This window comes from Maribacter cobaltidurans (assembly GCF_002269385.1).
Lineage (GTDB): Bacteria > Bacteroidota > Bacteroidia > Flavobacteriales > Flavobacteriaceae > Maribacter > Maribacter cobaltidurans.
On record NZ_CP022957.1, the window covers coordinates 68992 to 93229 of the forward strand.

Consider the following 24238-nt stretch of genomic DNA (forward strand, 5'->3'; position numbering starts at 1 on the left):
CCTTTAAGAGTTCTCTAATGTTACCAAATAACCAATACGGAACTACAAAAGTTAATAAGAAAATCATTAACCAAAAACCTATGGTAAGAATGGTCAAAAAAGCTAAAAATCCTAAATATTGGTCAAACTCGAACATAATTTTAATTTTTACGCTTCAAAGATAGTCCGAAAAACATACATTTTGCAAATCAAAATTAAAAAAATATTTAAGCCCCTTAGAAGTTTAAAAAATAAGGCAAACCCCTAAATTTGTTAATCTAAAAATTTAACATCATGAGTTATAGAATAGAGAAAGATACTATGGGTGAGGTAAAAGTGCCCAAAGAAAAGTATTGGGGCGCACAAACGGAACGCTCTAGAAATAATTTTAAAATCGGCCCATCGGCCTCCATGCCGCTCGATATTGTTTATGGTTTCGCTTATTTAAAAAAATCGGCGGCCTATGCTAACTGTGAACTTGGCGTACTATCGGAATCCAAAAGGGATTTGATTGCTCAGGTCTGTGATGAGATTTTATCCGGTAAACATGATGACCAATTTCCTTTGGTCATATGGCAAACTGGATCGGGAACCCAAAGTAATATGAATGTCAATGAAGTTATTGCCAATAGGGCCCATGAAATTGCAGGTAAGGTCATTGGTGAAGGAGAAAAAACCATTCAACCGAACGACGATGTTAACAAGTCCCAATCTTCTAACGATACGTTTCCAACGGGAATGCATATTGCAGCTTATAAAAAAATTGTAGAAACTACTATTCCGGGAGTCAAACAATTAAGGGATACCCTGGATCAAAAAGCGAAGGAGTTCAAGGATGTTGTAAAAATAGGCCGTACCCATTTAATGGATGCCACTCCCCTAACCTTGGGACAGGAATTCTCCGGATATGTCTCCCAGTTAGACCATGGACTTAAGGCTTTAAACAATACGCTGGACCATCTTAACGAGTTGGCTTTGGGTGGAACCGCCGTAGGGACAGGTTTAAATACTCCTGAAGGATATGATGTGCTCGTGGCAAAATATATTGCCAATTTCACAGGATTACCCTTTAAGACTGCGCACAACAAGTTCGAGGCTCTGGCAGCACATGATGCCATAGTAGAAAGTCATGGGGCATTAAAACAATTGGCCGTTTCCTTGAACAAAATCGCCAATGATATTCGAATGATGGCTTCCGGACCACGTTCAGGAATTGGAGAAATCATTATTCCTGCCAACGAACCCGGTAGTTCCATTATGCCCGGAAAGGTAAATCCAACCCAATGTGAGGCCTTGACCATGGTCTGTGCCCAAGTGATGGGTAACGATGTAGCCATTTCTGTAGGGGGTACACAAGGACATTATGAACTTAACGTATTTAAGCCTTTAATGGCGGCCAATATTCTACAATCAGCTCAATTGCTTGGTGATGCTTGTAAAAGTTTTGAAGAGCACTGTGCCGCAGGTATAGAACCTAACCGTGAGGTTATAAAACAATTATTGAACAATTCCTTGATGTTGGTAACGGCTTTGAATACCAAAATCGGGTATTATAAAGCTGCCGAAATTGCCAATACGGCCCATAAGAATGGAACAACCCTAAAAGAGGAGGCTATTAACTTGGGTTATGTAACGGCAGAGGAATATGACGAATGGGTAAAACCTGAAGATATGGTAGGAAGCCTAAAATAAATATAGCACCTAAAAATAAAAAGGGCGGTCCAATATAGACCGCCCTTTTATATTTAATGGATAGTGTTATTATTTCAAGGTGAACTTGGAAGTTCCCAATAATTTAAGTTGGTCGTCATAAACATTGACCATGTAATTTCCATCTTGGAAATCATTTCCTGGCTTATTTATATAATCGCAAACATCCAAGGCCTTATTTTCATAATAGAATTCAGTAGCCTTACTGTAAGTAATAGAGGCTCCTTCTTCATTAGTTTTAGAGAAACTCTCACCCATCACATTTCCTTGTGGGTCCAATACTTCCAAATAAAACTCCCTATCACCTGCTTGGGCAATTACGTTATCCGCAACCGTGAAACAGATTTTAAATTTATCAGTAGCCCTAGCTCTCTGTGTAGAAACCAACTTACCACTATTACGCTCTTTTACGGCGTCAACATTAAACTTTGAAAGGTTCAGTGCAGAACCTTTGGCAACAGCATCTGCCAACTGGGTATTCTGTACAACCAAAGAATCATTAAAAACAGTTTGCTTTTCCAATTCCACGTAAGTACTGTCACGTTGCATGGCAATCATAGTGTTAGAACGCGTCAAAGAATCAACCTGCTTTAACAACTGCTCTCTTTCCGCCTTAAGCACACCTACCTGTCTTCTATATCTTGACAATGCAGAAATATCTGCCTTCATCGTTTTTACGGAATCAATATATTTTGCAATATTGTCCCTAGCAGAAACCAATTCTTCATTGGTAGCATTGCTTTCCAAAATAGCCTTGTCGTATTCTGATTTTAAGCTATTCAAATCTTCAACAACCAATTCTTTCTCTTTGGTAAGAACGGTTTCTGTCTTTTTCTTATCCTGATAAAGACTAACAGTGTAAATAATAGTTCCTAGAAGCACAACTCCCAGTAATGCCGCTAAGACCTTCAATCCATTGTTGTTTTTTGTTTCAGTCATAATGTAATATTTAATTAATCTTGTTGATTTTCAACTTAAGCGTTTGTTTGTATCATTCTATATACGTATAGAACTCGATTTTAGATTTTTTAATGTTAAATTATTTTAAATCACCATTTAAAGCCTAACTTGTTTTTATATTTTTAAGGGTTGGCCAATCCTAATAAACATGTTGAAAATAGTGGGGTTCAAAGCAAAGTACAAGGAAGTTTTTAAGGACTTAAATATAGCTTGGCTAAAACGTTTTTTTTATGTGGAAGATAAAGATTTTGAATTGCTCGATGAAAGTGAAAAACATATCCTTCAAAAAGGCGGATATATTTTTATAGGATTATGGCACAAAGAGCCAGTAAGTTGCTATGCACTGATTAAACGAAAAGGTGGAATATTCGAGCTTGGTAAGATGGCCGTCAATGAAAATTTTCAAGGCTTAAAAATCGGTCAACAAATGCTTGTCCACGCTATTGATTTTGGAAAAAGGAACCGTTGGAAAAAAATCGAATTGTACTCAAGCACCAAGTTGGATACGGCTATTCACATTTACAAAAAATACGGATTTAAGGAGGTGATTCTGGAAAATAATTCGCCATATGCACGATCCGATATAAAAATGGAACTAATACTTTAAAATCATAAATATGAATAATAGAAATTTACTTGTAATATTATTTTTTTCGGTAACTCTTTTGTTTTCATGTAAAGACAATAAAAATAAAGATGTTGATTCTGTCCCATCGTACAATTCCGAAGCAAACATTCCACCCCCGCCTCCACCCCCTGTATTAGATAATAAGTTAAATGTTGTGCCCATAGAACATGCAACAGCTGTATTGCAGTGGGGAGACATTACCGTATATGTAGATCCTACAGAAGGAGCAAAGGCCTTTGAAGGTCAAGATGACCCCGATTTAATTCTAATTACTGACATTCACGGAGATCACCTCAATGTAGAAACCTTACAAGAGCTGAATACAGAGGATGTTACCATTGTAGTTCCGCAAGCCGTAGCCGATCAATTACCCGAAGTGTTCAACTCCCAATTGAAAATTTTAAACAATAGGGAAAACACGGAAATTAAAGGAATTAAAATTGAGGCTATCCCTATGTATAACTTGAGGGAGGAAGCTAAGGATTTTCATGTAAAGGGAAGAGGAAATGGGTACGTGCTTAACTTGGGAGACCAAAGGGTTTATTTTTCTGGTGACACTGAGGACATTCCAGAAATGAGAAATCTTCAGAATATAGATAAGGCTTTTGTTTGTATGAACCTGCCATATACCATGACTGTAGAAAGCGCTGCTTCTGCAGTACTTGATTTTAAACCTGCCCAAGTTTATCCCTATCATTACAGAGGTAGGCCAGATGTAAGCGATGTGGAAAAATTCAAGAAATTGGTCAATGAAGGAAATCCAGAAATAGAAGTTGTTTTGCTGGATTGGTACCCCAATGCAGATTATTGAGCCAAAAATGTAACAATGCCAATAAAAATAAGTCTTACAAAGTGTAAAACCTTCAAAAACAAAAAAAATCAAAACTACATGAAATTAAAAACTAGCATGCTTTTTCTTTCGGTTGTTCTTCTTACCGCAATAGGCTGCGGGGACAAAACGGAAAAAGAAAGTGAAGAGGTAGCCCAGTTTAAGGTGCCTGTGGAATATTATACCTTGGACAATGGGCTCAAGGTTATTCTGTCCCAAGACAAAACTTCGCCCACGGCCATTGTTGCCGTTTACTACAATATCGGGTTCAGGATAGAACCTAAGGACCGTACCGGTTTTGCCCATTTATTTGAGCACATGATGTTCCAAGGTTCACAGAATATGGGGAAAATGGAATTCATTAAGCTGGTACAGGAGAACGGCGGTGTCCTGAATGGTTCTACCCGATTTGATTTTACGAATTATTTTGAGATTGTCCCCTCCCATAAACTGGAGACCATGCTTTGGGCCGAAGCCGATCGCATGCGGGGACTGGACATCACGCAGGATAACTTAACCAACCAACAAGGTGTAGTTAAGAACGAAGTAAAAGTGAACGTGCTTAACCAGCCTTATGGGGGGTTCCCTTGGTTGGATATGCCCCAATATGCCAACACAAATTGGTATAATGCGCATAACTTTTATGGTGACCTGGAAGATTTGGATGCCGCTAGTTTAGAGGATGTGACCAGTTTCTTTAAAACCTATTATGCTCCTAACAACGCTGCACTATCGGTTGTGGGGGATTTTGACATGGAAGAAACAAAAGCCTGGATACAAAAGTATTTTGGGAATATCCCATCTTCTGAACTACCCGAAAAACCGGATATTTCAGAACCCAAACAAACTGAGGAAAAATCATTTGTAAAGGATGATCCTTTGGCAAACAAACCTGCTATAGCCTTGGCCTATCATATGCCGGAGAGGAACTCAAAGGAGTACTTTGCCATGGGGCTTTTGGACCAGATACTGGTTCAGGGGGATAACAGTCTGTTGGCCCAAAAGCTGGAAAAGGAAAAGGGATTTACTTCGAACGTAAGCGGAGGAATAAATTATTTGGGCAATATGTTCAACTACCAAGGTCCAATGGTTTGGATGTATGATTTAACGTATGACACGGACACATCGCAAGAAGAAATCTTAAGCGCTATTGATGAAGTCATGAACGGGTTAAAGGATTCTGTTGATCAAAAAATGATCGACCAGGCCATCGTAAAAATTAGATCACAATTGTATGACGACATTGGTGGAACATTTGGATTGGGAAGGGCAGATTTATTGGCCTCCTTTGCATTGTTTGATGATAATCCTGCAAGGATAAACACTTTGGAAGACTCCTTTAAGAAAATCACCCCGGAAATCGTCAAAAAAACTATCGACGAATACCTTACGAAAACAAACAGAACCGTTTTAACGGTTAATCCACTTTTGGCAGAAAACGATAAAACTCAATCCTGATGAAACACTTTATTTTATACATAATCGTCCTATGTTCTTCCATTGGAATTTCGGCACAAGAAAAAGAAATGCCACCAAAAGGGGGAGAGCCAAAGAATTTCGCACTACCGGAAAAGGAAATAGTTTCGTTTGACAACGGACTCACTTTGGTCATGATTCCTTATGGTTCAATTCCGAAAGCAACTATTCGTTTTAGTGTAAAGACAGGGAATATTGACGAAAACGAGAACCAAGTCTGGTTGGCGGATCTTTTGGCCGACCTATTGGAAGAAGGAAGCACTACAAAAACAAGCAAACAAATTGCCGATGAGATGGCCGGTATGGGAGGAAACCTGAACATAGGTGTCGGCCTTCATACCTCCTCCATTAGCAGTTCCGTACTTTATGAATTCGCTCCCGAAGCTATTAAGGTCATGGCAGATGTCCTTAAAAATCCGAAATTCCCAGAATCAGAATTAGGACGATTAAAAGATAATATGAAGCGTGATTTATCCGTCAGGTTATCTCGCCCGCAAGCACAGGCCAGTAGAGACTTTTATGCAACCATTTATCCGGACCATCCCTATGGAAGAGTCTATCCTACGGATGAGATGATAGATTCCTATACCGTAGAGGACATCAAAGCTTTTTATGACGGTCATTTTGGAGCTTTAAGGACCACGGTTTATGTCGCTGGAAATTTTGATAGCAACGCCGTTAAAACTGCCGTTGAAAATTCCTTGGGCGATTGGAAAAAGGGTACAGAGGCAGAATACAACGTTGCTGAACCCATGACGTCCAGTGAAATCAAAATTATAGACCGTCCTGATGCTCCACAATCCACTATCTATTATGGGTTGCCCACCGTAGGTCCATCAGATGATGATTATATAGCTCTGGACGTAACCAATTCTATATTGGGAGGTTCTTTTGCCTCCAGGATTACCAGTAATATTAGAGAGGACAAGGGATATACCTATTCACCCTACAGTAGTTTGGACACCAACTATAAGAGCGGCGTTTGGTATGAATCTGCAGATGTCACCACGGAACACACAGGTGCCTCCTTAGCAGAAATCCAGAAGGAAATCAAGCGCTTACAAGAAGAACCACCTACCCAAGAAGAATTGGATGGTATCATTAATTATGAATCGGGAATATACGTGCTACAAAACTCAACCCCTAATGGCATCATAGGTCAGTTGATATTTTTGGACACCCACGATTTGGATGAATCCTTCCTTACCAATAAGGTGAAAAACATGCACGCCATTACACCTGAAAAAGTCCAGGAAATGACTCAAAAGTATATTAAGCCGGAAAACATGACCTTAATAGTTGTGGGAGATAAGGCCAAGATACAGGACCAAGTCATGGAAACGGTTCAAAAACCTTTAAAGCAGTAAAATGACAATAAAATGGGGCGAAAATTTTCGCCCCATTTTTTATTCGACTTTAGGTCAACTCTTTTCCCGTAATTTTTTTTGGGAAGACAATTAAATAATTCCCAAAAATCTCTCGATGAGGGTTTTATCTAATCAATTTTTTATATTTGATACGTTTGGGCATCAAATCACCCCCAAGTCGTTTTTTCTTGTTCTCCTCATAATCTGAGAACGATCCCTCAAAGAAATACACCTCAGAATCCCCTTCAAAGGCCAATATATGGGTGCATATACGATCTAGGAACCACCTATCGTGCGATATAACAACAGCACAACCCGCAAAATTTTCTAAACCTTCTTCCAGCGCCCTAAGGGTATTAACATCCAAATCGTTCGTTGGCTCATCCAAAAGCAATACGTTTCCTTCCTCTTTCAAGGTCATAGCCAAATGCAAGCGGTTTCGTTCCCCTCCAGACAACATACTCACCTTTTTGTTCTGCTCACTTCCAGAAAAGTTGAATCGACTCAAATATGCACGAGAATTCACCTGTCTACCGCCCATCATAATCAGTTCCTGCTCGTCGCTGAAGTTCTGCCAAATGGTCTTTTCAGGGTCGATATTGGAATGACTCTGGTCCACATAGGCAATCTTTGCTGTATCGCCGACAATGAACTCTCCTTTATCGGGAGTTTCCTCACCCATGATCATTCTGAAAACTGTGGTCTTACCGGCTCCGTTAGGTCCAATAATACCTACGATACCCGCCTGAGGTAATTTAAAGTTCAAATTCTCATATAGCAATTTATCGCCAAAGGCTTTGCTGACACCTTTGGCTTCAATGACATTGGTTCCCAAACGTGGTCCGTTGGGAATATAGATTTCCAGCTTTTCGTCCAGTTGTTTTTGATCCTGGCTCATCAACTTGTCATAATTTTTAAGTCGGGCCTTTTGTTTGGTCTGTCTTCCCTTAACACCTTGCCTTACCCATTCCAACTCACGTTCCAGGGTCTTTTGACGCTTGGATGCCGTTTTGTTTTCTTGGGCCAATCGTTTTGATTTTTGATCTAACCATGAAGAATAATTGCCCTTCCAAGGTATACCCTCTCCCCTATTCAATTCCAAGATCCAACCAGCAACATTATCCAAGAAATATCTGTCATGGGTTACGGCGATTACCGTTCCCTTGTATTGTGCCAAATGATGCTCCAACCAATGTACGGATTCCGCATCCAAATGGTTGGTAGGCTCATCCAGAAGTAAAATTTCAGGTTCTTGAAGCAACAAGCGACAAAGGGCTACTCTTCGTCTTTCTCCTCCGGATAATACCGATATCTTTTTATCACCTTCTGGGGTTCGCAAGGCATCCATGGCTATTTCCAATTTGGTATCCAATTCCCATGCGTTGGAAGCATCAATTTTATCCTGAAGAGTGGCCTGCTTGTCCATCAACCTCTGCATCTTGTCCGCATCCTCATAGACTTCTGGAAGCCCGAACATATCGTTGATTTTGTTATACTCGTCCAGAATCGCCACGGTTTCCGAAACGCCTTCTTTTACGACTTCCAAAACCGTCTTACTTTCATCCAATTCAGGTTCCTGCTCCAAATACCCCACGTTATATCCCGGGGAGAAAACTACATCACCCTGAAAATTTTTATCTACTCCCGCAATGATTTTTAACAAGGTAGATTTACCCGAACCATTAAGTCCAAGAATACCAATTTTGGCACCATAAAAAAAACTTAGATAAATATCCTTTAGAACGGGGGTATTAGCCGTTTTAAAGGTCTTAGTGACTCCGGACATTGAAAAAATGACCTTCTTATCGTCTGACATAGAAAATAGTAATTAGTAGTTAGTGATTTGAATGATTGGTTAGTGAATAATATTCTGTGACTAGCCTTTAGCCTTTAGCCTTTAGCGAAGAGATACAATAACTCTGAACTTTTTCCTTTACCTTAATAACCCTTAGCGGTTAGAATTAAACCCTACCTTTCAGTGCATTGAACACCCATGCGATAGCAAAAAAACCGATACCTACCGAAGCAAATCCCCATCCAGCTACCTCATCATATCTAAAAGCCCCTAGTCCAATTAAAAGCAACCCAACCAAAATCATGATAAACGTGGCCCATGCCAAAACAGTGTTCTTATTCATTCCCATCTCTTCCTTAAGTTTTTAGCGAACTTCAAATATCGCAATTTTTAAGACGTACTTCCAATTTTACGCGGGATTATTATTGCTCAAACGGAAATTTTATACCCGTTTTTGATCGAATGGAATCCATCAAGTAAATTAAATCCAAACTATTCTGATGGCTCCATAGGTCGCTCTCCAATTTTCCTGCTGCCAAACATTGATGTACCTCTTCAATCTCATGTCCATATCCCTTACCAATTTTAGACAGTTCAACAGTTGTGGATTCGTTGCCCTTGACCAAGGTATAACTTGTAGCCTCATGCCACCTAGGGTTAATAAAGATACTTCCGGCACTTCCCGAAATCTCACTGCGCATATCGGTATTCGAAGTAAGTCCGCTATACAGCAGTGCTTGGGCATTTGGATAATCAAAGATCATACTGCATTGTTTCTCCACACCGGTTTCATGGAAATGCACCTTAGCCATAATATCCGAAGGCATTCCTAAGAATAAATAAGAAAGAAAAATGGGATAGATACCTATATCCAAAAGCGATCCCCCAGCCAAATCCGGATTCAATAATCGACCATCCTCCTCCCTATCCAAGGCATAAAATGCAAAGTCGGAATACAAGTGGCCTACTTCTCCAATTTCCCCAGAGTCGATTAAATTTTTCACCGCTGTTATCGTAGGATTAAATCTGGACCAGAGGGCTTCCATTAAAAAAACCTTGTTCTCTTTAGCCGTCTGAATCATCCTTTCCACCTCGTCTTTGTTGACTCCCATAGGTTTTTCACACAGTACGTGCTTCCCCGCTTTCAAGGCTTGTATGGTCAAGGATACATGGCCAGTATGTGGAGTAGCAATGTAGACGACATCTACGGTATCGCTTTCAAACAATTCCCCATAACTTCCAAAGGCATGGGGAGCCCTGTAGACATCCGCAAATTCCTGGGCTTTATCCAGACTCCTTGAACCTACGGCCATTAGTTTGCCACCTGAAACCAATTCTAAATCCTTTGAAAAAGTGTGCGCTATTTTACCGGCTCCTACTATTCCCCATCTAACCATAGTTTTATATTTTGTTTAGAGTTTACCCAAATTTAACTCCTTATCTTTAGCCTAGGAAATGAAATTGGACAGAATGGATTTAAAATTCAATCAAAACGAAGACAAAAACAAACTGCTTTTATCCGAATTACGTAAAAAGCTCGCGCAGGTGCATCTTGGTGGTGGCAAGGAAAAAATCGCCAAACAGCACGATCAAGGAAAGTTGACGGCCAGGGAACGTATAGATTATCTTCTTGACCCAAAATCCGAGCAATTGGAGATTGGAGCTTTCGTAGGGGACGGTATGTACGAGGAACATGGTGGTTGCCCATCTGGGGGCGTAGTCGTTAAAATCGGGTATGTTAAAAAAAGGCTTTGTATTGTAGTCGCCAATGATGCTACCGTGAAAGCGGGAGCATGGTTTCCCATTACGGCAAAGAAAAATTTAAGGGCACAAGAAATTGCCATAGAGAATAAACTTCCAATTATATACTTGGTGGATAGTGCAGGGGTCTATCTACCCATGCAGGATGAGATTTTTCCCGATAAGGAGCATTTTGGCCGAATTTTTAGGAACAATGCCATTATGAGCAGTATGGGCATCACCCAGATTTCAGCTGTCATGGGAAGCTGCGTAGCCGGTGGAGCCTATTTGCCCATCATGAGCGACGAGGCACTTATAGTGGACAAAACAGGTAGTATTTTCCTAGCTGGAAGTTATTTGGTGAAAGCTGCCATAGGGGAAAGCATCGATAATGAAACGTTGGGAGGAGCTACTACCCATTGTGAGATAAGTGGTGTTACGGATTACAAATCGAAAGACGATAAAGATGCCTTGGATACCATAAAGAACATTATGGATAAAATCGGGGAATTTCCCGTTGCCGGATTCAATCGTTCCAAAGTGATAAAGCCAAAAGAGAATCCTGAAGATATCTATGGAATACTACCCGGTTCAAGAACCGAGCAATATGATATGATGGAAATCATCAAAAGATTGGTGGACGATTCTGAATTTGAACCTTATAAAGATGGTTATGGACAGACCATAATAACAGGGTATGCCCGAATTGACGGGTGGGCCGTGGGTATCGTTGCAAATCAGAGAAAAGTAGTAAAAACAAAAAAGGGTGAAATGCAATTTGGCGGGGTCATTTATTCCGATTCGGCGGATAAGGCCACCCGATTCATTGCCAATTGTAATCAGAAAAAAATCCCTTTGGTCTTCCTACAGGATGTTACAGGATTTATGGTGGGTAGTAAAAGCGAACATGGAGGGATTATTAAAGATGGGGCCAAAATGGTAAATGCCGTTAGTAATTCCGTCGTTCCCAAATTCACGGTGGTTATTGGAAATAGTTACGGTGCCGGTAATTACGCTATGTGCGGCAAGGCCTATGACCCCAGATTGATTGTTGCTTGGCCCAGTGCAGAACTGGCCGTAATGAGTGGTAACTCGGCTGCCAAGGTACTTTTACAAATTGAAACGGCCTCTTTAAAAAAGAAAGGCGAGACCATAACCGAGAAAAAAGAAAAGGAACTCTTTGATAAAATAAAACAGCGGTATGACAATCAGGTTTCGCCCTATTATGCAGCTTCCCGACTTTGGACCGATGCGGTTATAGACCCAAAAGATACTAGAAAATGGATTTCCATGGGCATTGAGGCCGCCAATCATGCACCCATTGAAAAACCTTTCAATATGGGGGTGTTGCAGGTTTAATTGGAAACCAAGTTTGTTCCATTGGACACCGTGAACAACTGTTGGTTCACGTTCTTGGTCATCAACTTGAATACCTTGATTTCCGCAGTCTGGGACGCTTTGCCATAATTATGGTATATAGTCGCCTTTAGGTAGGTAGGGGTCAAACTTTTATTACCAAGATAATTTACATTTACCTGCCAGGATCCCTCAAAGGAATCATATATCAATTGCTCGGTAACGGAATACCCCACTTTCTTTTCATCGTATATTCGCTCGGCATTATCCGTTAATGTATGGTTCCATTTGAAATATTGGTTCTCGGGATGCACAAATTGTAGCTCGAACTCCGCCTCGCTATCTGCCCATTCGAACACGAGCCTCGTACCCTTAAAGTCATCCTCCATGGCATATTTACGTAGATTTTTCTTCGACATCAGGTTGCCGCCTTCAAGGGCGATTAGGTTGTTCATTTCCAACCCCATTAAATTGGAAAACGTTCCCTGTTCATCGCTCATAAAACCACTTTCCAAAAGATATTCATAGCGCGTGTACAGATCCAGTGCTTTTTGGTAATCCCCGATCTGCCTGTAGCTTTCCGCCAAATCGAAATAGGACTGGCCATAATTGGGCCTTAAAACAAAAACATCCAAGTAGAGTTCGTTGGCCTTTTCATATTCCTGAAAACTGTCATAAACGTAGGCCAAGGACTTAAGAGCCAACGGATTATTGTTAAAACGGTCAAAATGTTGTTCAACCAGGCTTTCAGCGAATTTTTTGTTTTTTAGCTCCATAAAATAACGGTAACTATCTATCAAATAATAAAATGACCCTGAATAATTGTACAGATAATTTTGAAAGACCGCTTCCGCTTCCTCTGCATTTTTACTGGCATAAAGCTCCTTAAGGTAATCCGGGGCCCCTTCCATAAGCTTTTGTTGGGTAACCGCGCTGTTGTCGTAAAAATTATTGCGCAGCTTTGACTGATCTACCAGGTCCTTATCGTATTTCGGAGCTGATAGGGTATTGATAACTACTACACCGTTTGATCCTGGCATCCCATATTTGGACGTAGCACTTGAACCAACAAGAATAGACATTCTTTTTATAGAAAATGCACTTAGCCACATAGGAATATTGGTAAAAACTTGACCGTCAATATCAAAAATAGCACTATTACCTTGCAAAAAGGAAGACGATCCTCGGGTAAAAACGGCCCCATCACCAGTTATGCAATCTCCTTTGACCAAAACTCCAGGAAACCTAGACTTAAGTAGTTCTAAAATGCAAGCATCAACGGGCATGAGCTGATCTTTTGTTAGAACTCTTTCAACGATTCCTGAACTTTCTGAATCCATAATTCCATGAGTAGTCCTTATCAAAAACTTGTTGGTATCATACTCCTTCTCAAGCTCTTTCTGGGATTTTAACCTACGTGTTTGTTTGGTCACAGTAACCTCGTCCAATTGTTCGGTTTTTGGATACATGGTGATGTTGAGAATACGGGTAATGTCCTCTACCAAGATTTCTACACTTTGCATGCCAATGTGAGAGAAGATGATCGTTTCGCCTTTTTGTGCCTCGATACTAAAACTTCCCTTAGCATCCGTAATTGCCGTATTGAATGTAATGGATGTAGAAACAGCCACATCGGACATGGGTGCCGAATTGTCTCTTACCGTTCCCTTGATTGTTTTCAAACCCGTTTGTTGTGCAAGAGATATCAATGGAAGAACCAATAATACTAGTAGTAACTTTTTCATCTGTTATTATTTATTATTTATAACGGCCATGCTTCGACTTCGCATAGCACAAGTATCTAATTCGCCAATGATAATCTCGACATAAAGATTCGGAATGACTTATTTCATAACCGATTGATTTAGTGTATTAAAGTTATGCAATAAAAGGATTGATACGCAGAACAATTCAATAATTTACAAATAATGAAAAGTCTTAATCTTCCTTTTAACGGCACCTAATTTCGATTTGAAAGTGCTCCTGAACATTTGTTGGGGATTTCAATGGGGCATCGAAGCTGCCAATCATGCACCTATTTAGATACCATTTAGCATAGGGGTTTACAAGTTTAGTTGGAAACTAATTCTGCATTATTGAACACATTGAATAAATGCTGATTGACGTTCTTGGTCATCAACTTGAATACCTTGATTTCCGCAGTCTGGGACGGTTTGCCATAATTATGGTAAATCGTCGCTTTTAGGTAGGTAGGGGTCAAACTTTTATTACCAAGATAATTTACGTTCACCTTCCAATCCCCCTCAAAGGAATCATATATCAATTGCTCGGTAACGGAATACCCCACTTTCTTTTCATCGTATATTTGCTCCGCGTTATCCTTTAATGTATGGTTCCATTTGAAATATTGGTTATCGGGATGCACGAATTGTAGCTCGAACTCCGCCTCGCTATCCGCCCATTCGAACACGAGCCTTGTACCCTTAAAGTCATCATCCAGGGCATATTTACGTAGATTTTTCTTTGACATCAGATAACCGCCCCTAAGGGCTATAAGGTTGTTCATTTCCCAATTCATCAAGTTTGAAAATTCCCCTCGCTCATCGCCCACAAACCCGCTTTCCAAAAGGTAATCAAAGCGCGTGTAAAGGCCCACCGCTTTTTGGTAATCCCCGATCTGCCTGTAGCTATTTGCCAGATCCAAATAGGACTGGCCATAGTTTGGCCGTAGTATGAAAACTTCCTTGTACAGCTCATGTGCCTTTTCATATTCCTGAAAACTCTCGTAAACATAGGCAAGGGACTTGAGGGCCACGGGATTATCGTTAAAACGGCCAAAATTCTCCCGGATCAGACCTTCCGCAAATGTTTCGTTTTTTCGATCCATAAAATAGCGGTAACTGTCCACCAAATAATAAAAAGACCCCGAGTATTTGGGTAGGTAATCTTGAAAGACCTTTTGCGCTTCCCCCACGGTCGTACTCGCATGGAGCTCCGTAAGGTAATCCGGTGCCCCTTCCATAAGCTTTTGTTGGGGTACCGCACCGTTGTCGTAAAAATTGTTGTTCAATCTTGCCAGATCTACCTGGTCCTTATCGTATTGGGGACCTGGAATTGTATTGATTACCACTACCCCTCCAAATGCTTCCATTCCATATTTTACTAGCGAACTAAAACTTTTTAAGACAGCCAGTCTTTTGATCATAGTATCATTTAGCCAAATAGGGGCTTCGGTAAAGATTTGACCATCAACGTCATAAATGGCTGGTCTAGGACTTGAAAAAGAAGTAGTTATACGCATCCAAATTGCTCCACCATTGAGACAATCTCCACGAACTATGACACCCGGAATTCTATATCTAAGCAACTCTAATACGCAAGATCCTGTAGGAATAATTTGGTCCTCGGTAAGCATATATATATTTGCTGCTCCTATATCAGGATTTATAATTCCATAAGCGGTCCTGATTAAACGCTTATTGGTTGTATACTCCGCCTCAAGCTCCCTCTGCGATTTTAATTTTCTTGCCCGTTCGGTCACCGTAACCTCGTCCAACCGTTCCGTCTTGGGATACATGGTAATGTTTAGAAAACGGGTCACTTCCTCTACCCTAATTTCCACGGGTTCCATGCCCATATAGGTAAAGGTAATGGTCTCCCCTACTTCGGCCTCTATGGAATACTCTCCATTGGAATCCGTTACCTCCTTATTATTCGTAAGCGACGTAGATACGACAACATTGGGCATGGGTTCGGAATTGTCGCTGACCGTTCCCTTGATTGTTTTCAAACCATCTTCTTGTGCCATTGAAGCCAATGGAAGGACCAATAATACTAGTAGTAACTTTTTCATCTGTTAATATTTATTATTTATAACGGTCATGCTTCGACTTCGCATAGCACGAGTATCTAATTCGCCAATGATAATCTAGATATAAAGATTCGGAATGACTTATCTCATTAACGATTGATTTATTGTCTACTTAGTAGAAAGTTACGTAATAAATGGATTGATACGTAGAACAATTCAATAATTTACAAATAATGAAGAGTCTTAATCTTCCTTTTAACGGCACCCAATTTCGATTTTTAAGAGCTCCTGGACATTTATTGGTGGATTTGCTGCCAACCATGCACCTATTGAAAAGCCATTTAATATGAAGGTTGCAGGTTTAGCACAACCTAATTAATCCGCACGGTGCATAAGGGCATTGGCAAATTGCTGATCATTGATTTTCAATGCAGTATTTTCAAAACCAGGTTTCGTAAAAAATATGATGTCGTTTTTCTTTGCATGAATCTGATATCGGCCAGTTTGGTCGGAAATCGTCATTTCCTTTGTTCTTTTATTATAGACATTAACATTGGAAATCATCTGTCTATCATATATAGTAAATCCTGATAACATTTTAAGTTCCCTTTCTTTTTTGTCAAGTCTCTTTTCTCGTTTGGCAGCTTCCTTTTGCGTAACCAAAAGTGCAGTTTCTAAATAAAAGGCCATATTCAAATCTGAAATTTTTTCCCAACCATCTTGACTTGCGTATCTTATATATGACCCCTGATTATTGCTAGACGCCGCCAATACAAGAGCAACAGGATTCTTATCATACTGTTGAACAAGTTCCAATGAAACAAAAAAATCATCACTTACATAAATTTCATAAGGTTCTAAATCAACCTTTACAATCAGCTCATGTTTTTTCAAGGTATGAAGAATATTTTTTTGGGAACCATTGAGATTTGCACCTGGAATATCACCATCCCTATAAACGTTTACACGTAAAAGCAAACTATCTGAAGGGTTGGCCAAAACTTCAAATTCCAATGATATTAATTTTCTTTTTTCCTTATCAGTGACAATTCTTGTGGCCATTTCAGCGCCCAAGGCCATATTATCTTTCCAATAACCAAAATTATCAGGACTATAATTTCTATAACCTATATAATCAGAAACCTGAACCAAATCATTTCCATAAACCTCAACTTCGTTTAATACAATATTTTCAGGACTCATAGATATAATAGATTGCCCATCAACTCCATTGGTAAGTTGCGATATGGGAATTTTAACGGTTTGATAGCCTAACGATGAAATCTGGACAATTTCAGATTGGGATATTTCCTTAGGGATCATAAAATTGAAATTACCTGATTCATCAGATGTTGTTCCAACTCCTTTTTTTAAAACCCCGATGTTTACGAAAGGTATGGTTTCCTTAGTTTTTTTGTCAATTATTATACCTGTAACCTCTTGTTGTGCCATTGAAACCAATGGAAGAACGAACAAAAGAAAAAGCCACTTTTTCATAAATACAGGCTTAATTAGAAACCAAGTTTGTTCTATTGGACACAGTGAACAACTGTTGGTTCACGTTCTTGGTCATCAACTTGAATACCTTGATTTCCGCAGTCTGGGACGGTTTGCCATAATTATGGTAAATGGTCGCTTTTAGGTAGGTAGGGGTCAAACTTTTATTACCAAGATAATTTACATTTACCTGCCAGGATCCCTCAAAGGAATCATATATCAATTGCTCCGTAACGGAATACCCCACTTTTTTTTCATCGTATATTCGCTCGGAGTTATCCTTTAATGTATGGTTCCATTTGAAATATTGGTTATCGGGATGCACGAATTGTAGCTCGAACTCCGCCTCGCTATCCGCCCATTCGAACACGAGCCTTGTACCCTTAAAGTCATCCTCCAGGGCATATTTACGTAGATTCTTCTTGGACATCAGGTTGCCGCCTTCAAGGGCTATAAGGTTGTTCATTTCCCAATTCATCAAGTTTGAAAATTCCCCTCGCTCATCGCTCATAAAACCGTTTTCCAAAAGATATTCATAGCGCGTGTACAGATCCAGTGCTTTTTGGTAATCCCCGATCTGCCTGTAGCTATTTGCCAGATCTAAATAGGACTGGCCATAATTGGGTCTTAGGATAAAGATTTCCTTGTACAGCTCATGGACCTTTTCATATTCCTGAAAACTCTCGTAAACATAGGCAAGGGACTTGAGGGCCACGGGATTATCGTTAAAACGGCCAAAATTCTCCCGGATCAGACCTTCCGCAAATGTTTCGTTTTTTCGACCCATAAAATAGCGGTAACTGTCCACCAAATAATAAAAAGACCCAGAGTATTTGGGTAGGTAATCTTGAAAGACCTTTTGCGCTTCCTTCACGGTCGTACTCGCATGGAGCTCCGTAAGGTAATCCGGGGCCCCTTCCATAAGCTTTTGTTGGGGTACCGCACCGTTGTCGTAAAAATTGTTGCGCAATCTCGCCAGATCTACCTGGTCCTTATCGTATTGGGGACCGGAAAGCGTATTGATTACCACTACTCCTCCAAACCCCTGCATACCATATTTTGCCGTCGAACCAAAACCTTTTAAGACAGCCAGTCTTTTAATTGAAGTAACATTTAGCCAAATAGGGGGATTGGTTAAGATTTGACCATCAACGTCATAAATGGCCGGTCTCCTTAATATTAAAGAAGTTGCTGTGCGGACCCAAACATTTCCGCCATTGAAACAATCGCCTGTAACCGTAATACCCGGAAATCGAGACCTAAGAACCTCTAAAAAACAAGACGCAAAGGGTGTAATTTGGTCTTCATTTAACATATTGATACTCCCAGAGGCCATATCCGTATCCATAATTCCATAAGCGGTCCTGATCAAACGCTTATTGGTTGTATACTCCGCCTCAAGCTCCCTCTGAGATTTTAATTTTCTTGCCCGTTCGGTCACCGTAACCTCGTCCAACCGTTCCGTCTTGGGATACATGGTAATGTTTAGAAAACGGGTCACTTCCTCTACCCTAATTTCTACGGGTTCCATGCCCATATAGGTAAAGGTAATGGTCTCCCCTACTTCGGCCTCTATGGAATACTCTCCATTGGAATCCGTAACCTCCTTATTATTCGTAAGCGACGTAGATACGGCAACATTGGGCATGGGTGCGGAATTGTCGCTGACCGTTCCCTTGATTGTTTTCAAACCATCTTCTTGTGCCATTGAAGCCAATGGAAGAACAATCAATAGAAACAACAACTTTTTCATAACCGGTTGATTTAGTGTTTATCATGTAAGAAGTTACGCAATAAAATGATATGTCCAAAGAAATGATTCATGTATTAATAAGTATTTAACAGTATTTTTATTGTTTCTAATAGTGTTACTATTAATTTAAACTGTCGTTTATCCTCAAGTAGTACATTAAAAGTTTCAGAAACGCTATGAAAGATTTAATATAGGTGATGCCCCTTTAATTTTGGAGTAAGCAAAAGTTCCCTTTGGCATCCATTGAAAAAAACTAATATCCTAGTTTTTCAGACTTGTTGATGGACCCTAATGGGATTTCCAAAAGTTCACGATTGACATTCTTAATATCCATCCTAAAAATATGTATGGCGTCTTTTTGACTTTCGGTTCCATAATCCGTACTTACAGTGATTTTTAAATAGGTAGCCAACCCAGACCTGTTCCCTTTATAAAGGCAATTAATTTTCCACGTACCGTTATCCCCATAGATAAAGAAATCCTTACTGGTATATCCTTTTGACACTAGACTTTCGCCCAATTTTCCATCATTTGCGTTGGCCCATAAACTTAGCAAATTGTTGTTGTCTATAAATTGAAAGTCCAATTCAGCCGTATCATCATTCCATTCCAAAAGAATCCTAATTCTGTCTTCATCCACATTCATTAGATTTGAAAGGGGAATATCCACTTCAGATTCCTTTATGTCCAATAGTGTTTTAACCTCAGTATTGACAACCTGCTGTAAGGCTTCGGGCGGTTTTGAAAAATAGCCCTCCTTGTTTAAATTATAGTACTTAGCATACAAATTCTTACCCCTTGCCTCCATACCGTTCGAGCTATAGGCATGGGCCAAATCTCTATACGATTGCGGAGAATTCGATTTCAAAACAAATAGTTTTTTATAAATCTCAACAGCTAGCTCACTACCGATATACTTATCCAGCAAAAAGGCCAAGGACTTAAGATAGGTGCCATCACTTTTAAACATAACCATACTTTTGTTTAATAATTGGTCTGTAAAGCTCTCCTCTTTCCAAAATTCCAAGAAGTAGTTTAAAGCATCAATATTAAAATTGGCATTGGTTCCATACTTCGGTTCATACGTATTGTATATTGTCTGGGCCTCTTCAATATTTTTGGAAGCATAGATTTCCTTTAAAAAATCTGGCCAATTGCGCCGTGCCTCCTCTTCGCTAATGGCCTTTACCATCTCTGGTTTTTTAATTTTAGCATTACCATTTGTAGGCAAAAAGTTCCCAGACTTCGTATTTATAATTATTACACCTGCGTTACCTATGGACCCATATTTTGCTACCGCGGCCATGCCAGAAAGTACCGCAATACGTTTCACTTGAGACACATCTATAAAATTGGGAAAATTAGGTACTATATGCCCATCAACCTCATAAACGGCAGGTTTTCGATTGGTAGAACCTGATTGTCTCAAATAGATATCAATAGTGCCTCCAAATAATTCATTGTCCCTAGTTGCAAAACCGGTAATTTGACCTCTTATTAAATTCACAAGGTTTGTCGCCCCATTTTTCGCCCCTGTTGAAAATTCACTCTCATCCAAAATTTGCATGTCATACCCTTGGGACTCCTTACTATAGATACCAAAGGATGTTTTTATAATGTCTTTATCCACATCATAATCCCTAAACAATTCTTCTTGTGTTCTTTTTTTCTTTCCAGAACTAGTTACAGTAACTTCTTCCAATTCAAAGACCTGTTCCTCAAGTGCTACGTTAATGGCAAAAGTTGTTTCCAATACGGTTCTAAGCTCACTTTGCATAGGAGGATAGGAGAATTCCAATTGGTCCCCAACTTTGGCCTTTATGGTATATCTACCGCTCTCATCAGTAGTGGTTACCTCTTTCGATAATAGATTTTGAACTTTTACCCCCCGCACCTTTTCGCCTTCTTTAAACACAAACCCACTAACCATACCAATATTCCTACCCATACCTTGTAGTAATTGCTCACTAGAATAGTTAGATACTAAGTTTTCCTCTAACAATACTACATCCTCTTCATCTTCTGATTCTTCCAATAATGAAGTACTTAAAAAATATGTCAAGGCATCTTTTGGATGCCTTTTCCAATTCCCCTGACTTGCATACCTTCGAAAGGAGACCCCTGGCCTATCGTCCCCTGCAACTATAAGTCCATGTTCATTACCATAGCTTTTGATAAGCTCTATACCAATACTAAAATCATCATGTACGATAATATTGTATGGCCTTAAATCTACCCCTACCTTTCCTTTTTTTGTCTTTATGGTATAAAAAATATTCTTTGAGATAAGTTTACGTTCAGGGACTATAGTTTTACCATCATAGATATTAATGCGCACTAACAGACTATCTGACTTGTTTTCCAAAATATAAAAGTAAAAGGTATTCAGCTGTCGTTCCTTTTTGGAAACATAGATTTTAGTGACTAGTTCACCTCCAAGTGCTCCTTTTCCCTCCCAAGAACCAATCTTTGACTTTCCCACATTAGAATATCCAACCATTTTTTCGGTCTTGTTCCTTCTTTTCCTTTTATCTGCGGTTAAAACTACCTCATTTAAACTAATGATTTCCGGTTCCAATTTTACTTCAAAAAATTTAGGCAACCTTAGTACCTCCGTAAATGGTATTCTATATTCCTTGTAGGCAAGAGAGGATATTTTTAGGGTATCATTCTCTGTTAGTAAAGTTGAATCAAATGAAAAGTTAAAAGTGCCATCTTCCTCAGATACGATTCCAAGGCCACGTTCTATAAAGCCTATGTTCACATAGGGCAAAGGAAGTCCCGTGTCCGCATCCGTTACGGTTCCCTTTATAACGGTTTGACCGATAATGATTCCATGGAACATTATGACAAGCAATGTCAAGGCCCATAGTTTTCGGCTAATTTCGAATTTCCGTTTCATGCCCTCAAAATAAATAATTTTCAGAAACCTCTAATTCCCCTGATGCCCTTTTACCCTGGGAATCAACAACAATTCTGTTTGCCTGCCATTCACATACCTAAAACCATCTTGACCATAAAAGCCCGCTTCCTCCAACATGATTCGAATGTCCCGCTCCCACTGAGGAATTGTAACCGTAGTGTTCAATTCAATGGCATACACCGTATTCGGGTTTAAGGGGTAGTTTTCACCATCGTCTTTCATAACTCCTCCTTGACTATCCCACATACCTATGGTGGTGCCGGCGGAATGTCCGTACATTCCAAGCGGATGTGTATAAATGGAAGGCCTTAATCCAGCCGCCTTTGCTTCGGCAAGTGATTTCGCAAGTATCTCATTTCCCGTCCTTCCGACAATCATATTACTGGTCAAGAAATCCTGTACTTTATTCCCATCTTTAAGTCCGTTTACCAAAAAATCCGGAGCTTTCTTTTCTTCAGGCTTCAAAACATAAGCCAATTCTTGACAATCCGTATTCAAACGCAGATACGTGATCCCAAAATCACAATGCAGCAAATCGCCAGGAAGGATGACCATCTCGTCAGGTTTATCAGAAAACGAATAAAATTCAGAATTCTGGTCAGCACTACTACGTTGTACATCTACCGTAGGATGAAACCATGTTTCCAAACCTAAATCCGTAACCTTTTGGCGCATCCACCAGACCACATCGGAAGTCGTGGTTATGCCTGGAGTAATCACTTTTTCAGAGAAGGCCTCGGCAATGATGTCATGAGTAATATCCACCAATTGATTGTAGATTACCATTTCACGCTCCGTCCTAGTCTCTATCCATCGAACGGCCAATTGTTCCGCGGATACTACTTTTGAAGTGAATTTTTTGGGTAAATTGGCCATAAAGGCATCATAATCGGTTTTATCCAATCCGTCTGCAATGTTATGGTCCTTGGAATAGTTGAGCCCAATTCGCTTTGGGTTTCTTTCCGAAATCAACTCCATCAATCGTTTCCACTGGTCCGGTTGCTTTTCCTTTTCCCAAGCTGATTCAATATTTTTTCCCACGTTGTAACGAGCTACTGCCAATTTTTCAATAGTGTTCTTGCTCTTGTCCCTATAAAATAAAAGAATAGTCCTTCTTCTTGCATTCAACCAGGTGGCTGGTAACATGGTGCGCAGGACCGGGTCCTCATTATATTCCCTGGATATCACTACCCACATATCGATGTTCGCGGCATCCATGAGTTTTGGCAAAAGGTTATTGAAACGGTCATCAAGGATTTCATCTACAACTTTTGCACGTTCTTGTTCATTTAAAATTCTTTGTGCATTAAGATTAAATGCGAAGCATAAGATCAAAAAGAATAAAGTTCTTCTCATATTAGTAATTGGTATTTGTTAATTATTTAATGCCTTTTTCAAGGTTAGGTCTCGTTGTATTTTTCCAGTATCGGTTCTAATAAACTCCTTAAGATAAACTATATTTTTAGGACGTTCGTAAGGTTCCAAACTATGTACTGAATTTAAATCTTTTATTTTGATTTCATCTGGGTTGTCCGTTTCAAGGACTAGAATTAATTTTTGTCCCAACACCTTATCCTCTATAGCCCCAATCATAAAAGGCCTATTCAAAAAGGATTGCAATTTACCTTCTACAATCTCTGGAAACAATTTTATTCCTCCAGAGTTAATCGCGTTGTCGTATCTTCCCAACCATATAAATTCAGTGTTCGAAAGTAATTCCACCATATCATTGGTTACTATTTTTTCCAAAGACACTTTAGGTGCCTCTATCACTAAACATCCCCTTTCATCCAATGAAAAATGTACATTGGGCAATGCCTGGAAAGGTTGTTGTTCAGGTTTTGAGACAATTTCCCTTATGGCCACGTGAGTGATAGTTTCCGTCATGCCATAGGTCTCATAAGCTTTCATTCGCCTTTGTGACAATTTATTCCTTATTTCATTCGATAATCGGGCTCCGCCTACAATGAGCTTATCAATACGTTCAAGCTCTTCCAAAGAAGCTTGGACCTGCAATGGGACCATAGCACAGAAATCAAAGGTTTTGGATTTTTCAACTCTTTGTAATGGTTTGGAGTTTGGTTCAGTGATATGAATATCCAGTCCCAATACCAAAGCACGTACCATCATCATCTTTCCTGCAATATATTCACAGGGCAAACAGAGTAAACAGACATTTCCTGAAAACAAATTGAAATATTCGCCCGTTGCTCGAGCACTGTTCCGCATATGCTCTTTGAGTAGGGTAATCGTCTTTGGTTTACCTGTTGAACCTGATGTTTTTACAAAGATATGATCGGTTGGCGATATCCAATCCAACAGAAAATTACCAATACTTTCCTGATAAGGCTTCCCTTCTTTTATAAAGCTATAGGCCACTTCAGACAGTTCATCTTTGGAAATGGGTATCCCATTTATTTTAAAATTGGGATGCACCTTTGAAAACGTCATGC

General features: G+C 39.7%; 17 protein-coding genes. 6 read left to right on the forward strand and 11 right to left on the reverse strand.

The features are described 5' to 3' along the window. Positions 1 to 273: 273 nt before the first annotated feature. The gene (fumC, locus tag CJ263_RS00295; protein WP_094995429.1) at positions 274 to 1671 is read left to right on the forward strand and encodes a class II fumarate hydratase; all 1398 of its coding nucleotides are present in this window, start codon (positions 274 to 276) and stop codon (positions 1669 to 1671) included. A 69-nt stretch (positions 1672 to 1740) separates the two neighbouring features. On the opposite strand, the gene CJ263_RS00300 is transcribed toward fumC, so the two are convergent. Next, positions 1741 to 2628 carry a hypothetical protein gene (locus CJ263_RS00300; protein WP_094995430.1) on the reverse strand — a complete coding sequence of 296 codons (888 nt, stop codon included), beginning with the start codon at positions 2626 to 2628 and terminating at the stop codon, positions 1741 to 1743. Between the two features lie 169 nt (positions 2629 to 2797). On the opposite strand from CJ263_RS00300, the gene CJ263_RS00305 reads away from it, so the two are divergent. From CJ263_RS00305 to CJ263_RS00320, 4 genes are all read left to right on the forward strand, one after another. Further along, complete coding sequence (locus CJ263_RS00305) at positions 2798 to 3256, forward strand: GNAT family N-acetyltransferase (protein WP_094995431.1); 459 nt, start codon at positions 2798 to 2800, stop codon at positions 3254 to 3256. Positions 3257 to 3431: 175 nt separating this feature from the next. Then, on the forward strand, positions 3432 to 4088 hold the full coding sequence (locus CJ263_RS00310) for an MBL fold metallo-hydrolase (protein ID WP_308423218.1): 657 nt from the start codon (positions 3432 to 3434) through the stop codon (positions 4086 to 4088). A gap of 78 nt (positions 4089 to 4166) precedes the next feature. Beyond that, complete coding sequence (locus CJ263_RS00315; protein WP_094999036.1) at positions 4167 to 5564, forward strand: M16 family metallopeptidase; 1398 nt, start codon at positions 4167 to 4169, stop codon at positions 5562 to 5564. Then, entirely contained in the window at positions 5564 to 6949 is a 1386-nt protein-coding gene (locus CJ263_RS00320) for a M16 family metallopeptidase (RefSeq protein ID WP_094995433.1), read from the forward strand. Before CJ263_RS00315 ends, CJ263_RS00320 begins: the two co-directional genes overlap by 1 nt. Before the next feature lie 124 nt (positions 6950 to 7073). On the opposite strand, the gene ettA is transcribed toward CJ263_RS00320, so the two are convergent. From ettA to CJ263_RS00335, 3 genes are all read right to left on the reverse strand, one after another. After that, positions 7074 to 8765 (reverse strand): energy-dependent translational throttle protein EttA, encoded by a 1692-nt coding sequence (ettA, locus tag CJ263_RS00325; RefSeq protein ID WP_094995434.1) that lies wholly within the window; start codon positions 8763 to 8765, stop codon positions 7074 to 7076. Between the two features lie 145 nt (positions 8766 to 8910). Then, entirely contained in the window at positions 8911 to 9093 is a 183-nt protein-coding gene (locus tag CJ263_RS00330; protein WP_094995435.1) for a CAL67264 family membrane protein, read from the reverse strand. A 73-nt stretch (positions 9094 to 9166) separates the two neighbouring features. Next, the gene (locus CJ263_RS00335; RefSeq protein WP_094995436.1) at positions 9167 to 10141 is read right to left on the reverse strand and encodes a Gfo/Idh/MocA family protein; all 975 of its coding nucleotides are present in this window, start codon (positions 10139 to 10141) and stop codon (positions 9167 to 9169) included. 73 nt (positions 10142 to 10214) lie between these two features. On the opposite strand from CJ263_RS00335, the gene CJ263_RS00340 reads away from it, so the two are divergent. Continuing rightward, on the forward strand, positions 10215 to 11843 hold the full coding sequence (locus CJ263_RS00340; RefSeq protein ID WP_094999037.1) for an acyl-CoA carboxylase subunit beta: 1629 nt from the start codon (positions 10215 to 10217) through the stop codon (positions 11841 to 11843). On the opposite strand, the gene CJ263_RS00345 is transcribed toward CJ263_RS00340, so the two are convergent. From CJ263_RS00345 to CJ263_RS00375, 7 genes are all read right to left on the reverse strand, one after another. After that, on the reverse strand, positions 11840 to 13585 hold the full coding sequence (locus CJ263_RS00345) for a carboxypeptidase-like regulatory domain-containing protein (protein WP_094995437.1): 1746 nt from the start codon (positions 13583 to 13585) through the stop codon (positions 11840 to 11842). The two genes, CJ263_RS00340 and CJ263_RS00345, sit on opposite strands and share 4 nt — an antisense overlap. A 326-nt stretch (positions 13586 to 13911) precedes the next feature. Then, positions 13912 to 15654: a tetratricopeptide repeat protein gene (locus CJ263_RS00350; RefSeq protein ID WP_094995438.1), complete on the reverse strand. Its 1743-nt coding sequence runs from the start codon at positions 15652 to 15654 to the stop codon at positions 13912 to 13914. Positions 15655 to 15987: 333 nt separating this feature from the next. After that, positions 15988 to 17109, reverse strand: a complete 1122-nt coding sequence (locus CJ263_RS00355; protein WP_094995439.1) for a carboxypeptidase-like regulatory domain-containing protein — start codon at positions 17107 to 17109, stop codon at positions 15988 to 15990. Positions 17110 to 17119: 10 nt separating this feature from the next. Beyond that, positions 17120 to 18862 (reverse strand): carboxypeptidase-like regulatory domain-containing protein, encoded by a 1743-nt coding sequence (locus CJ263_RS00360; RefSeq protein ID WP_094995440.1) that lies wholly within the window; start codon positions 18860 to 18862, stop codon positions 17120 to 17122. Positions 18863 to 19115: 253 nt separating this feature from the next. Beyond that, a complete protein-coding gene (locus tag CJ263_RS00365) occupies positions 19116 to 21764 on the reverse strand; it encodes a carboxypeptidase-like regulatory domain-containing protein (protein WP_094995441.1) in 2649 nt (882 codons plus the stop codon). Between the two features lie 30 nt (positions 21765 to 21794). Further along, a complete protein-coding gene (locus CJ263_RS00370) occupies positions 21795 to 23141 on the reverse strand; it encodes a M24 family metallopeptidase (RefSeq protein ID WP_094995442.1) in 1347 nt (448 codons plus the stop codon). Between the two features lie 18 nt (positions 23142 to 23159). Next, positions 23160 to 24236, reverse strand: coding sequence for an AMP-binding protein (locus CJ263_RS00375; protein WP_094995443.1), 1077 nt, complete (start codon positions 24234 to 24236; stop codon positions 23160 to 23162). Between the last annotated feature and the right edge of the window lie 2 nt (positions 24237 to 24238).